The sequence below is a fragment of the Pseudovibrio sp. JE062 genome (assembly GCF_000156235.1).
GTDB lineage: Bacteria > Pseudomonadota > Alphaproteobacteria > Rhizobiales > Stappiaceae > Pseudovibrio.
Genome location: NZ_DS996805.1, coordinates 5,001 through 18,215, shown reverse-complemented (window position 1 = coordinate 18,215; position 13,215 = coordinate 5,001). Strand labels below are relative to the sequence as shown.

The following is a 13,215-nucleotide window of genomic DNA, read 5'->3' as shown; positions in this document are numbered from 1 at the left end:
GGCGGGTCGGCCTGTCAGCACCGGGCTATCGAAAATCTGGAACGGATAGAAAAAGGGCGCGGATGATGTGGTCCGCGCCCTCTTGTCTTACTTCAGAGAAGCTGCGTAGGACGCATCGATCTTAGCTTCACATGCTTTGATTTCATTTTCAAAGCGCTCCAGCCAAGCCTTGCCGTCTGCGTCGCTGTTTTCGATGAAGTAGTCGCGCACGCCAGCAGTTGCTGCCTTGAATGCTGCACGGTCTTCTGTGGTTGGGGTGTAGATGGTGCCACCTGCTTCGCGGAACTCCTCAAACGCTGCGAACTCACGCCATTTTGGATAGGAGCGCAGATACTGGTTCTGAGCTGCTACACCATCAATCACCACTTTGCGCAGTTCTTCTGGCATGGAGTTGAACTTGGCGTTGTTCATCACCCAAACGCCGCCCATGTAAGCATGACCATCCAGCGCAATGTATTTCAGGCTTTCCTGGAACTTCATCATGGTGATGTCCACGATGCCGTTCTTGGTGCCGTCAACAACACCGGTAGACAGGGCGGTGTAAACTTCCGGCCAGGAGATTGGAGTTGGCGCTGCACCGAGCTGCTTCACCAGTTCCTGCTGGATTGGAGCTGGCACGGTACGCAGTTTCAGGCCTTTCACATCATCAGGATTTTTCACCTGCTTGTCAGTGGTCGCAATGTTACGCCAGCCACCGGAGTTGGACACCATCATCAAGCGCAGAGTGTCATTGGTTCTGCCCAGAACGTTGCCGCGAACGTCTGCAAGGAACTCATCGTTGTCATAGACACACTCAGCAACACGGTCATCACGCAGCATGTAGGGTAGATCGAATGCGCTCACTGGGGACCAGTAGTTTGCCAGCTCCGGAATGGTGGTCTGGAAGTAATCGAACATACCGTTCTGAACGCCTGCCAGACACTCTTTTGCTGTGCCGCAAAGCTGACCGCCCGGATAGATCTCGACTTCGATCGCGCCATTGGAGCGGGATTCTACAAAGTTTTTAAACACGAGCAGTGACTGGTGGTTGTAACCGTCAAGGTTGGTTACGTGCGGAGCAGTCAGAGTGTAATCCGCCGCCTGTGCACCCGCAGCCATGAAAACTGAGCTGAGCAATGCGATTGCTGTTTTCTTAAAGTTCATGTTTTCCTCCACATGAGTTTTAAAGTCTGCTGCCCCACTCCCGTTGCAGCACGTTGGTAAGGGTTGGTTCGCCTACATCACGCCCAGCAGTTTCGGGAAACCGATGACGAGCGCAGGGAAGAATGAAATCAGGAAGATGACTACGAATTCGATCGCCAGGAACGGCAGGATCGCTTTCGAGATCTTTTGCAACGGCACCCCGGAAACACTTGAGGCGACGAAGAGAACGAGACCCATTGGCGGTGTTGCCAGACCGATGGAAAGGTTGGCGCACATGACCACACCGAAGTGGACCGGATCGATACCTGCCTGTGTCATGATCGGCGCAAGAATTGGCGCGAAGATCAGGATTGCCGGACCTGCATCAAGGAACATGCCGACGATGAACAGGAAGACGTTGATGATGAAGAACAGCAGATAAGGATCACGGGTGATACCGAGGAAGAAGGAGGTGATGTCCTTCGCGATACCGGACAGAGAGATGGCTGAAGCAAACCCGCTCGCCGCGGCCACGATGATCAGAATTGCCGCTGCATTGACAGCGATGCGCATGAACATCGGGAAGACGCTGGCAGGCTTGAGCACTTTCAGCACGACCACGGACAGGATCAGCGCATAGAACACGGCCACAGCAGCTGCTTCCGTTGGCGTGAAGACGCCTGAATAGATACCGCCCAATATGATCACCGGTGTGAGCAGCGGGAAGAAAGCCATGGAGAAGCTGTTCCAGCGCTCTTTGCGGCTGGCCCGTTCAAACTGCTCCACATCAGGGTACTTCTTGATCTGCCAGCGGTTGATGATCATCAGGCCGATACAGAAGATGATGCCTGGGACCACACCCGCGATGAACATCGCAGCCACGGAGGTGTTCATCACGAAAGCATAGATGAGCATGATACCGCTTGGTGGGATGATGGTGCCCAGAACTGTTGCCGCTGCCGTCAGAGCTGCCGCATAGGTGCGGTCATATTTATAGCGCTCCATCTCAGGGATCAGCATGTTGCCAATCGCAGAGGTTGCCGCCACAGAAGACCCAGTCAGCGCTGCAAACAGGGTGGAAGCCAGGATCACCACGTGACCGAGACCACCACGGAAGTGCTGCACCATGGTTTGTGAGAAGGTGATGATACGAGTGGTGATGCCACCGTTCACCATGAACTCACCCGCCAGCATAAAGAACGGCAGCGCCAGCAGCAGGAAGTTGTCGAGACCAGCGTAAAGGCGCTGGTAAAGCATGTTGATGAAGAGAACCTTGTCGTCCTGGAACAGAGCAATCACAGGGGACAAACCAAGCGCGAAAAGCACCGGGGCACCAATCAACAAGAAGATCAAGAAATATAGAAGGAAGATCGGAGAGACCATACCTATACACTCCCGTTAAGGTATTGGAGCCTAAGCGTTTTCGCTTTTGTTATTGGCGTTGAAATGGATGAACTGGTCCAGCTCGCCTACCAGCTTCTGCAAAGCCGCGAGGCAGGTGATTGCCAGCAGCGCAGGCGGCGCGATGTAGATCACGTACATAGGGATCGGCAGACTATCTGCGGTGACAGAGCCCGTGCCAAAGAACACCCAACCAAACTTAATCCAGACTGCGAACAGAACCAGTGCGATCACATGAATGATGGCTTTCAGCAGATGCCCGATACGTGTTCCCTCCACTGCATCCAGCACAAACGTCATGGCGATATTTTTGCCTGTCAGATAGATGACCGGCAGCGCCAGATACGTCATGTAAATCATCAGAAAGCGCGAGGCTTCATCCGTCCAGCTGATGGGACTGTTGAGGATGTAGCGGAAGAAAACCTGCAGCAGCACAATTGAGGTCATGATGACCAGGAAAAGTCCACCAACATACTCGCCTGCCCGGGCGATGGGATTGTTGATGGCGGCGAGGCCTTTTTCGATCGCCTTAAGCATGATGCTCTTTCCTTGCCTTAAGAGTTGCCCAAAGAGAGGAAAGAGCGCTCTGAAGCATGAGAGCCAAAGACAGCTTCAGAACGCTCCGGGTATCAGGTGAGTTCGACCACCTCGATACCGAGGCGCTTGGCAAGCGCGCGAAGAACCGGACGATGGTCGCCGTAAGTCAGAGCAGTGTGATGCTCCAGCCCTTCAGCAATCATCTTTTCCATGAAGTCTTTGACCGGTGTGTCCAGCTTTGCTGTGCCAGCAGTGCCAGAGAACGCCAATGGAGCACGTACCATTTCACCACCAGCCAGTATGAGGCGCAGCTTGCCATGCCCCTGACTGAAGCGCGCCATCGTGATACGCCCCGGCTTCAAAGCAAACTCGGAAAGCAATGGCAGCTTGCGGTTGCTATGGATCGTTCCCTGCACTGGCTGATCGCGATCGGCCATATCAATTGGCGCCTGCCCGCAATGCCAGAACACAACCGTGTCATCTTCAACATTTACGTCAACAAGATCTGTGTTGAACACGCTATTGCCCGATGCGTGCTGCAATGTGAGTGATGTCACGACACCCATCATGTCAGCTTCACAGCCACTTGGGGTCCGGTCTTCATTCAGGAGAGCCAGCGCACCACACGCGGCACATCCGTATTCGGTAAAGAAGTCTGGCCAGCAGCGCACTGCAACACCGGCATAATCTTTTTCATCTGCTTCGGTGCGCAGCTTGGAATAAACCTTGAGTGTTTTGCAGGTGGCTTCCTGATCCAGATCCGCCAGATTTGGAAAGTCCTTTGCGCGTCGCTCATAAGGTGCGTCCGCGACTTCATCCGGCAGCTCCTTCACCTGATCGATGAAGTCGATCACCGGAATACGATCAACACTGATGCCAAAGCGGTCTGCCAGTTCCTGCTCATTGAAGTTGCAGGCATCAAACCCATCCGGATGCTCACCAACCAATTTGAGCTTTGAACCTTTGAGCTGGTTGACGATTGCACCGGCACGCGCCAGCAAACGCAACTCTTCAATCGCTTTTGGATTTTCAGCAGCTGCATGGACATAATCGAGACGAATGTTGCTGCGGCTGAGTGCGTGGGATGCCAGATTGACACCGCAGAATGAGTTGAGACGCAGGCGTCCACCTGTTCTTGCTTCCGGATAGGACCACATGACGAGCGGCGCATCGATGGCTTTGCCAAGCTCAACAGTCATGGTGGCATCGGTGAAAGTCACCTGCAGCAGAAGAAGCATATCCAGCGGCTTTTCCTGAAGCTTTGGCATCACTTCCTTGACAGCGTCCGCATCAAACAGCAGCTTTGGTTCACCAACAAACTCAGCGTCCAGTGTCTGGAGGTTCTTCCAGGCTTGCGCGAGAATTTCTTCTGCATAGGGAACATCAAAGGTTGGACGACCGAGCGCGACGATGCCAATACGGGGTGTGTCGACGGACATTATTAACTCCCTACTGTATTTAGCCGAGAGTGACGTTTCCGCGTCTGAAACCTCTCTCCCCCAGGCCTTTTTATCGAGGGCTCCCCAGCCCTCTTATCTTGTAAAAACAGACTACTTTGAACCTTAGTGACTAACCATGAGTAATACCACATAAATGGTCATTATTTTTTCTTTTATGCTCATTTATTTGGTGTTATTTGACATTTTTGTCCACTTTTCAACGTTCACTGTTATTTTTTGACACAAAGAACGATCATGTGCTTGGAACTGGAGTTTTCAGAGTAGGTCAGCGGAGAAAACAAGCAATGCGGTGATATGTCTGCGTTAAAATGCGCAGTTTTCTGCGCTTACGAAGGGTACACACGGCATAATTGAGCGTTTTCTTACATACCCTTAAAACAAGAAGTGCCAGCCTGTGGGGCAGACTGGCACTTGGCTGCTCATCTCGGGAGGAGTTGCAGCATCGGGAATCACATTGGAAGATTACCTAGGCTTTTCCATTGGACCCGAAGACACGAATCTTCTCTTTTACTTTCTGTTTCATGACTTCCTCACCGCGACCGAGTGAGTGCGCCAGATGAAACTCTTCAGGATCGTTTGCAAAGACTTCCTGCACACCCAGCGTAAAGGCCTGGCGAAGTTCAGTATCTACATTCACCTTTGCAACACCTAGCTCAACTGCCTTCTTAACTTGCTCATCCGGCACACCAGAACCACCATGAAGAACCAGTGGCTTCTTCACCTGCTCCTTGATTTCCTTGATGCGCTCAAAGGCGAGCTTCGGTTCGCTTTTGTACACGCCATGCGCGGTGCCGACGGAGATCGCCAGATAGTCCACGCCGGTCTTTTCGACAAACTCTTGCGCCTCTTCCACTGTGGTGATCATGGCATCCGCTTCATCAACGGTGATGTCATCTTCAGTGCCGCCGATCTTGCCGATCTCACCTTCGCAGCCAATGCCCAGAGCATGGGCAACATCAGCTACTGCTTTGGTTGTCTTGGTGTTTTCCTCGAAAGGAAAGCCAGAACCATCAAACATCACTGACTGAAAGCCTGCGCGAGTAGCTTCCATGGTCTGCTCAAACTGGCGACTGTGATCCAGATGAATGCAGACAGGCACAGTGATGTCTCGCATGAACGTGTCGATCATGTCTTTCATCTGATAGAGGCCGAGCGTATTAATCACTTTCTGACCAACCTGGATCATGATTGGAGCGCGTTCTTCTTCAGCTGCAGTCAAGATCGCACGAATAGACTCCGCGTTGTGAGCGCTGAATGCGCCAATAGCGTATCCGTTCTCCCAAGCGTGCTGGATCATTGTTTTTCCTGAAACGTAAGGCATTTGTTATGTCCTCGGGGTCATTCCACGTTCTGCTGGATGGCTCCTCATGCCAAACCCGAACCCGTGGCTGGCATTTTCGCTTTCCATTTATGGTTATGACTGTAAATTCTCACAGATATGATCAAATAACAACATTAATGATCATTTTTATGTCCTAATTTGCTCACAACAGTATTGCTACGTAGGATATTGCGTTCAAATTGGTAGATTTTTGACTATCAACATCAGTCCGATGACCAAAAGCAGTCCATGAATGATTTTGTGATAGTCAATTTTGTAGGTGTGCAACAGATGGTAGCCAAACATGCCAAGCGACATGCCGATGACGAATGCAGGCAGCGCTTTGACCACATGGCCAATCACCACATCCGTGAGCAGTCCCTGAAACCAGAAGCCTGTGATCGCCCCAACCATCTGAAGCATAAAGAAGAAAACGAGCGTGGATTTGGCCTGATCTGCCGTCCATGGCTGCATGGAAGTGTAAGCAATCACTGGCGGTCCCGGCTCACCAACACTCGCGCCCAAAGCTCCTGAAAAGAAACCGGTTCCGACCGTGATCGGTTTCGAAACTTCTTTGAACAAAGCCTCTCTGGAAAGGAACGAGTAGATGCTTGAGGCAACAAGGACGACACCCATGGTGATCAGAATAGCTTCCGCTGGTAGCCGCTTGAGCAAGTCCGCTCCCAGATAGGACCCTGGCAAAGAGCCAAGAAACAGCAGCAAAGCTGGCTTCCATCTGACATGAGCACGCATTTTCCAAACGATCGGGAATGTCACCAACCAACCGAAGATACCAGCTACCGGAACAGCAGCTTTCACATCAATGGCAAGGGACAGAAGGGGGACCGAAACAAGCGCCAGACCGAAGCCTGTGAGGCCCTGGGTAAAGCTACCCAGAGCTATGATCGCTGAAACGACGATGATTTCGAATGTCATTGTATTTCTCTGGCGCCCGACTGGCGCAGATGATTAGCGTGTGCTGAACCGATGGATCGTCTTTTGTTTATAGACATCTTCCGGGTCCAGCCGGATGCTAGGGAAGTGCGGCTTGTTCGGGCTATCCGGGAAGTGCTGCGTTTCCAGACACAACCCGCCAAACGCCTCATACTTATAGCCATTTCGCCCAAACCAGGGTTTATTGGAAAGCTTGAAACCGTTGTAGAACTGGATCGCAGGCTGCGTTGTCTCCACTTCCATCACACGACCCGAGGCTGGGTCATACAGCTCAGCCGCTTTCTTGTATTTGCCTCGACCCTCGCCGTTCAGAACGAAGTTATGATCAATCCAGCGACCATCGAGCTTATCCATATTCTGACCGATGACAGCCCCCTCACGGAAGTCCAGCCCTGACCCTGCCACGCTTTTCACTTCCCCTGTCGGGATCATGTTCTCCGCAACAGGCGTGTAATGATCCGCAAACAGCTTCAGCTCATGGTTCTCGACCGAGCCTTTGTCGTGTCCCGCCAGATTGTAATAGCTGTGGTTCACCAGATTGAGGATGGTTGGCTTGCTGGTATGGGCACAGAAGTTGAAGTGCAGCTGGTTCGTATCATCCAGAGCGATGGTGTGAGTGACACTCAATGTCCCCGGATAGCCAGATTCCCCATCTGGCGACACCCGGTGCAGGTGCACACGAACAACATCTGCTTTTTCTTCAATATCATAGCCCCAGACATACTTGTCGAAACCCTTGCTGCCGCCATGCAGGTGCTGCACGGTTGGTGGCTCATTGGTTTCAAGCAGATACGCCACGCCATCCAGCGTAAACTTGCCATCCTGAATACGGTTTGCACACCGCCCGGCAATCGCCCCGAAGAACGGATGCCCTGCCAGATATTTCTCCAGGGACTCGTATCCCAGCACCACATCTTCCTTGTTGCCATTGCGATCAGGAACGATCAGCGATGTGACGATGCAGCCATAGTTGGTGAGTGAAACCTGAAGGCCATTCTTGTTGGTGATCGTGATCAGATCTGCGGTTTTACCGTTCACTTGACCAAATGGAACCACAGTGACTTCCATTGGAACCTCCCGATTTTACTTTGCTTTGGTTTCAAGCCCTGAAAGCGCACGCAATTGCTCTAGAACGGCGGACCAGTCCTGACGCCCTCGCCCTGCACTGCGCGCGATATTGTAGGTTTCGCGGGAAGCTGCCCCCATTGGCATCGGCACACCCACCTGATTGGCAAGATCAAGCGCAATGCCCAGATCCTTGTGCGCATGGTCAATCATAAACGCCGGGCTCAGATCCCCAGTCAACACCTTATTTGGCCATGTGGTGGTGAAGTGCCCTTTGCCCGCTGGCGTCCCACTCATGACAGACATGGCCGCGTCAAACTCAAGCCCAATGGCTTCTGACAGAGCAACCGCTTCTGCTGACAGTGTGTTGAGCGCAATGCTCATGTAGTTGTTGATGATTTTGACGCGAATGCCCTTGCCCGGGCCACCTGCATCCACCGTATCTGATCCCATCAGATCAAAGAGCGGCTGCGCTTTTGCAATCTGGTCTTTCGTACCACCCGCCAGAACCAGCAGAGTACCAGCAATCGCGTGGTCGGACGTTCGGCCAACCGGCGCTTCCATCATGGAAAAACCAAGCTTCGCCATATCAGCAATCATCGCATCCGTTTCCAGCGGATGCACCGTGGACATATCAATCACCAGTGCATCGCTGGAAAGCGTTGTTGCAACACCGTTTTCACCAAACAGAGTTTCACAAACCAACGCCCCGTTTGGCAGCATGGTTACAACAAAATCTACCCCATCAGCAGCCTCTGCCGGACTGCTTGCAGCAACGGCGCCTTTGGTAACCAAGGAGGCAACAGCCTCGGGGCTGACATCATAAACCCGCAGCGCATGACCACCTTTGGCCAAGTTCGTCGCCATAGGTTGTCCCATTTGGCCCAACCCGATAAATCCAACTGTTGCCATGTCTGTGCCTCGTCATGGTTAGAACTGTCATTGTGTCCATTTAGTACTGAAGATGCGCAAATTACAACACATTATGATTGTTATTGTTCTTTTTTGGTGATAAATTTGTACAGAGATGAGTAATAACACGCAATATCTGGTCTATATTCGCTAAAAATGATCAGAGTCTGCGTATAATAACGGAGAGATAAATGGTCATTGCGTGCGTTGGCATCACAGTTCTGGATCGTGTTTTCAGAGTCGAGCAATTGCCCACCACCGGAGGTAAGTTTGTCGCTTCGGATTACTTTGAGATTGGAGGAGGCCCTGCAGCGACTGCCGCTGTCGCCGTGAGTAAACTTGGGTATCCAGTTGATTTCATAGGCCGTGCTGGCACCGATGACGTCGCCACCACCATGATCAAGGGGTTGGCTGGTTACAATGTCAACACTCAGCATCTCCACCAGATTGCCGGTGCTAGCTCATCCTTCTCGGCTGTTTTGGTGGATGATCACGGTGAGCGAATGATCATAAACTACCAAGGCGACCAACTCTCTCCTGAAACCAGATGGCTCGAAAAAGTTGATTTTGCGCGCTACAACGCTCTTCTGGCCGACGTTCGTTGGCATCAAGGCGCTCTCTTTGCCCTCAAGGAAGCGAAGAAAGCAGGTGTTCCTACCGTCCTTGATGGGGACGTAACCCCCCAAGATATAACGGATTTGGTGGAACTGGCCGATCATGTTGCCTTCTCAGAGCCGGGTCTGGCGAAATTCTCACAGGTTGATGACCCTGTGGCAGGGTTGCGCATTGCGCAAACGAAAACAAACGCTAAACTCTATGTCACAGTTGGTTCTGAAGGATGTTACTGGCTGGAGGGAGACGAGATCTGCCACCAAGCTGGCTTCAAAGTGGATGTGAAAGACACCACAGGTGCAGGAGATGTGTTCCACGGTGCCTTTGCCGTTGCAATTGCTGAGAAAATGGCACCTAGAGAGGCCGTTACATTCTCCAGCGCAGTGGCCGCGCTCAAGTGCACACGTCTTGGTGGACGAGATGGAATCCCGGATCGCGCCAGTGTTGAAGCATTCCTGAAGGCTGATGCCTGAAAAAATGCTCCGGTAAGCCTGCCAGAGCTTTCGTTTTGACAGAGTGATCAGCTGTCCTATACGCATTTTGTTGTTTTCTGATCAGAGATTTTGAGGCCTCTATGGTTGATACGGTCATCATTGGAAACCCGCGCCACGAGCGACTGGTGAATTACGTCAATGAAAAAGGCTACGCCAGCGTCGAAGAGCTTGCAAGCGCACTAGATGTATCAGCTCAGACAATCCGTAGAGATATCAAGCGATTAGCGGCTCAAAAACTACTCATTCGGCATCATGGTGGCGCTGGCAGGTGTTCCAGCGTCGTCAACTTGGATTATGAAGTTAGGCAGGTTTCCGAAACCGAAGAAAAGGAAGCAATTGCAGAAGCAATCGCAAGTTCAATTTCTGACAACAGCACTGTCTTTGTGTCCATCGGTTCCACAACAGAGATCATCGCCAACCACCTGCTCAAGCGCAGTGGCTTGCGCGTGATCACCAACAGCCTGCGTGTTGCCAACGTGCTTTACAGCAAACCTGATTTTGATGTGATGGTTCCGGGCGGCAAACTGCGCAGCAACAACAGCGGCATCATCGGCACAACAGCGCTGGAGTTCGTGAAGAAATTCCGCGTCGACTACTTGATCACCAGCCTCGGCTCTATCGATACGGACGGCACAATGCTGGACTATGACTTCAACGAGGTTGCCATTGTCCAGGCCGTCATGAGCACCGCCCGCAACACCTTCATAGCCGCCGACGCCACCAAGTTCTCCACCTCCGCCGCCGTAGAACTCGGCAACATAAAAGACGTCACCGCCCTCTTCACCGATAAAGAACCACCCACCGACCTAGTAAAAATCCTGAATAGCAACAACGTTCAACTGAATGTGGTGATGTGAGGCAGGCAGGCTTTACATAAGAGCTCCATTCTCAATTAGATGCTGAGGCACCTGCTATTTCCGCAGGTGCTTGCCCTGCAAAAGCATGCGGTCCCGTTCATCATCTCCGCCCGTATCCTTGGGCCACTGGCGTGGATCACCCCATTTCTCAGCGGCGCCAGCAACATCCCTGCCTCTCGTTTCCTGCCAGCAACAACAGGTGGCGTCCTCCTCGGTGTCGGCCAATTCTGTCTCTACGGCGCATTAGGCACCAAAGGCCTCGAAGCCCTGCACCCTTATTGGCAACAAATCACCACCTTCCTCCAGACCCACTACAAACTCCTCCTCCTCACAGCCACCATGGCCCCCACCGCCTACCTGACCTTCCGACACACACGCCTCCTCCTCACAGACAAACTACTGCTGGTAACCATCATTTCCGGAGGTATTTTCCTCACGGCGAACATGATCTGACTTACGGTGCCAATTGAGATGAAGAACGATAGCTCAGGCTTGATACAGGCATCTGACATCTGGCATCTGGCATCTGGCATCTGGCATCTGGCATCTGGCATCTGGCATCTGGCACATATTGAAGCATCAGCTATTCAGCAAACCAATTTCCACGAGCTGGCAGCCTACTCAAACAGCAAGTCACCCTGATTACCGACAGGCCACAGGAAGAGATCATGAACGACATTGGCTGGTACAAGAACCACACCTACACCCGCAACAACATCAGCCTGTTCAAATACATCGAACTTGCCCTTCAGAACCCTCTGCCTCTCTCAAGGCTTATCTCTGGACCCAGCTTGCAGTGAGCGCCTATCAACTCCGGAGTTGGCTCAACCGGATCCACTGATGCTAGTGGTGGGTTACTCAGAGCAGCGGTACGAGCACCTATATGGGTGCCATCGGCCGGGACCATAACCTGTCGATCACCTACGACAATGCCATCCCCACCCTGCTCCACGGCATCGCCCCGGACCTTGACCGTGACCGGGTTCTACTGAAGTCCCAACTGGAGCAAAGCGGACTTATTTAGAGAGCCGCCATGCCAAAGCTGGCCTCCGCAATTACGATAGAGGATTACTAGGAGTACATCACAGACGAGCGCGCACTGGTTGCCTGGACAAAGGGAATAACTCTGAGTAAGCAGTGCCGTGAGTGCGTGGATTGCAAGGGGGATAAGTTGGTCCGCTATGGTGTTTGAGCCAGCTTCAGCCAAGCTTGCGTGATCAGCAGCTGCATTCACTGCGATTAAGAGATATTCCCTCCATATCCCCGAGGACCTACAGAAGGCTATCTCCCAGAGATCTCCGTGGTGCGGTGATATCTCGTTGCAGCGGTCCTCACCGAGAACCATTTCTTATGGCGCCACCTTCTGAGTTGTCCTCGTAACCTATAAGCTCCGCCAACACTCCCAAAGACCCCCGCTTAGCCCCGGTTTCAACCTAGCAACGCCATCTGAACGTAAATCTTTCAAACCAACGCGCATAAGAACGCAAAATTATTCCAGCCTTAGCAGACAGCTCGATTTCATTACGGATGACGCTGCTTCTTCGATATCAACCGCTGAGTGTCAGGCATGTGTGATCAACTCATTGAAGTTTCAGTTGCTCTGTTTGGTTGAGGGATTATTGGCAGTTCTGAGAGGTATATTTAGGCTTTTGCCGCTGGTTCCAAACGCAGAAAAGCCCCCGAGCGTTATGCATCGGGGGCTTTTGTGTGATTTTGTGTTCTGTGTGTTTTGAGGAGTTTTGTGCTTTATTCATGCCCGGCGGCGCCCTACTCTCCCGCGTCTTAAGACGAAGTACCATTGGCGCAGGGGCGTTTCACTTCCGAGTTCGGGATGGGATCGGGTGGGGGCGCCCCGCCATAGCCACCGGGCAGGAATAAGTCACATTATGAACTGGTCTGTTTTGTTTAGTTGAAGCTTTGTTTTTGGATTTAAGCTTTATGATTATAGCTTAATGGGAGTGATCAAGATCGATCGAGCTATTAGTAAGGCTCAGCTTCGGATGTTACCACCCTTCCACATGCCTCCTATCGACGTGGTGGTCTTCCACGGCTCTCAAGGGATATCTTGTTTTGAGGTTGGTTTCCCGCTTAGATGCCTTCAGCGGTTATCCATTCCGTACATAGCTACCCTGCAATGCGGCTGGCGCCACAACAGGTCCACCAGAGGTACGTCCATCCCGGTCCTCTCGTACTAGGGACAGATCCTCTCAAATTTCCTACACCCACGGCAGATAGGGACCGAACTGTCTCGCGACGTTCTGAACCCAGCTCACGTACCGCTTTAATTGGCGAACAGCCAAACCCTTGGGACCTGCTCCAGCCCCAGGATGCGATGAGCCGACATCGAGGTGCCAAACAATGCCGTCGATATGGACTCTTGGGCATCATCAGCCTGTTATCCCCGGCGTACCTTTTATCCGTTGAGCGATGGCCCTTCCACGAGGGACCACCGGATCACTATGACCGACTTTCGTCTCTGC

General features: G+C 52.3%; 14 protein-coding genes and 2 rRNA genes (1 of these 16 cut by a window edge). 6 read left to right on the top strand and 10 right to left on the bottom strand.

The genetic code is table 11. The features are described from left to right. Positions 1-87: 87 nt before the first annotated feature. The 8 genes from dctP to yihU form a co-directional block, all read right to left on the bottom strand. The gene (gene dctP / locus PJE062_RS00090; protein ID WP_008547109.1) at positions 88-1,143 is read right to left on the bottom strand and encodes a TRAP transporter substrate-binding protein DctP; all 1,056 of its coding nucleotides are present in this window, start codon (positions 1,141-1,143) and stop codon (positions 88-90) included. A 72-nt stretch (positions 1,144-1,215) separates the two neighbouring features. Further along, the gene (locus tag PJE062_RS00085) at positions 1,216-2,505 is read right to left on the bottom strand and encodes a TRAP transporter large permease (RefSeq protein WP_008547030.1); all 1,290 of its coding nucleotides are present in this window, start codon (positions 2,503-2,505) and stop codon (positions 1,216-1,218) included. A gap of 30 nt (positions 2,506-2,535) precedes the next feature. Further along, positions 2,536-3,060: a TRAP transporter small permease gene (locus tag PJE062_RS00080; RefSeq protein ID WP_008547275.1), complete on the bottom strand. Its 525-nt coding sequence runs from the start codon at positions 3,058-3,060 to the stop codon at positions 2,536-2,538. A 92-nt stretch (positions 3,061-3,152) separates the two neighbouring features. Beyond that, complete coding sequence (locus tag PJE062_RS00075; protein WP_008546408.1) at positions 3,153-4,499, bottom strand: L-fucose/L-arabinose isomerase family protein; 1,347 nt, start codon at positions 4,497-4,499, stop codon at positions 3,153-3,155. Between the two features lie 487 nt (positions 4,500-4,986). After that, positions 4,987-5,841, bottom strand: a complete 855-nt coding sequence (locus tag PJE062_RS00070) for a ketose-bisphosphate aldolase (protein WP_037035710.1) — start codon at positions 5,839-5,841, stop codon at positions 4,987-4,989. Between the two features lie 195 nt (positions 5,842-6,036). Continuing rightward, positions 6,037-6,777 (bottom strand): sulfite exporter TauE/SafE family protein, encoded by a 741-nt coding sequence (locus tag PJE062_RS00065; protein WP_008547126.1) that lies wholly within the window; start codon positions 6,775-6,777, stop codon positions 6,037-6,039. Between the two features lie 33 nt (positions 6,778-6,810). Next, positions 6,811-7,863: an aldose epimerase family protein gene (locus PJE062_RS00060; RefSeq protein WP_008546928.1), complete on the bottom strand. Its 1,053-nt coding sequence runs from the start codon at positions 7,861-7,863 to the stop codon at positions 6,811-6,813. 15 nt (positions 7,864-7,878) lie between these two features. Then, positions 7,879-8,772: a sulfolactaldehyde 3-reductase gene (gene yihU / locus PJE062_RS00055; RefSeq protein ID WP_037035708.1), complete on the bottom strand. Its 894-nt coding sequence runs from the start codon at positions 8,770-8,772 to the stop codon at positions 7,879-7,881. 191 nt (positions 8,773-8,963) lie between these two features. Between yihU and PJE062_RS00050 the strand changes: the two genes are divergently transcribed. From PJE062_RS00050 to PJE062_RS26250, 6 genes are all read left to right on the top strand, one after another. Further along, positions 8,964-9,857, top strand: coding sequence for a sugar kinase (locus tag PJE062_RS00050; RefSeq protein WP_008546563.1), 894 nt, complete (start codon positions 8,964-8,966; stop codon positions 9,855-9,857). 101 nt (positions 9,858-9,958) lie between these two features. Then, positions 9,959-10,735 carry a DeoR/GlpR family DNA-binding transcription regulator gene (locus tag PJE062_RS00045; protein ID WP_008547099.1) on the top strand — a complete coding sequence of 259 codons (777 nt, stop codon included), beginning with the start codon at positions 9,959-9,961 and terminating at the stop codon, positions 10,733-10,735. A gap of 66 nt (positions 10,736-10,801) precedes the next feature. Beyond that, positions 10,802-11,188, top strand: coding sequence for a hypothetical protein (locus PJE062_RS00040; protein ID WP_208982076.1), 387 nt, complete (start codon positions 10,802-10,804; stop codon positions 11,186-11,188). An 18-nt stretch (positions 11,189-11,206) separates the two neighbouring features. Continuing rightward, positions 11,207-11,377: a hypothetical protein gene (locus PJE062_RS00035; protein ID WP_157039008.1), complete on the top strand. Its 171-nt coding sequence runs from the start codon at positions 11,207-11,209 to the stop codon at positions 11,375-11,377. Positions 11,378-11,403: 26 nt separating this feature from the next. Beyond that, on the top strand, positions 11,404-11,535 hold the full coding sequence (locus PJE062_RS26955; protein ID WP_008546611.1) for a hypothetical protein: 132 nt from the start codon (positions 11,404-11,406) through the stop codon (positions 11,533-11,535). An 83-nt stretch (positions 11,536-11,618) separates the two neighbouring features. Then, positions 11,619-11,759, top strand: coding sequence for a hypothetical protein (locus tag PJE062_RS26250; protein ID WP_008546595.1), 141 nt, complete (start codon positions 11,619-11,621; stop codon positions 11,757-11,759). A gap of 730 nt (positions 11,760-12,489) precedes the next feature. On the opposite strand, the gene rrf is transcribed toward PJE062_RS26250, so the two are convergent. After that, a 5S ribosomal RNA gene (gene rrf / locus PJE062_RS00025) occupies positions 12,490-12,604 on the bottom strand. 89 nt (positions 12,605-12,693) lie between these two features. Continuing rightward, positions 12,694-13,215, bottom strand: a 23S ribosomal RNA gene (locus tag PJE062_RS00020); it runs 2,203 nt beyond the window's last position.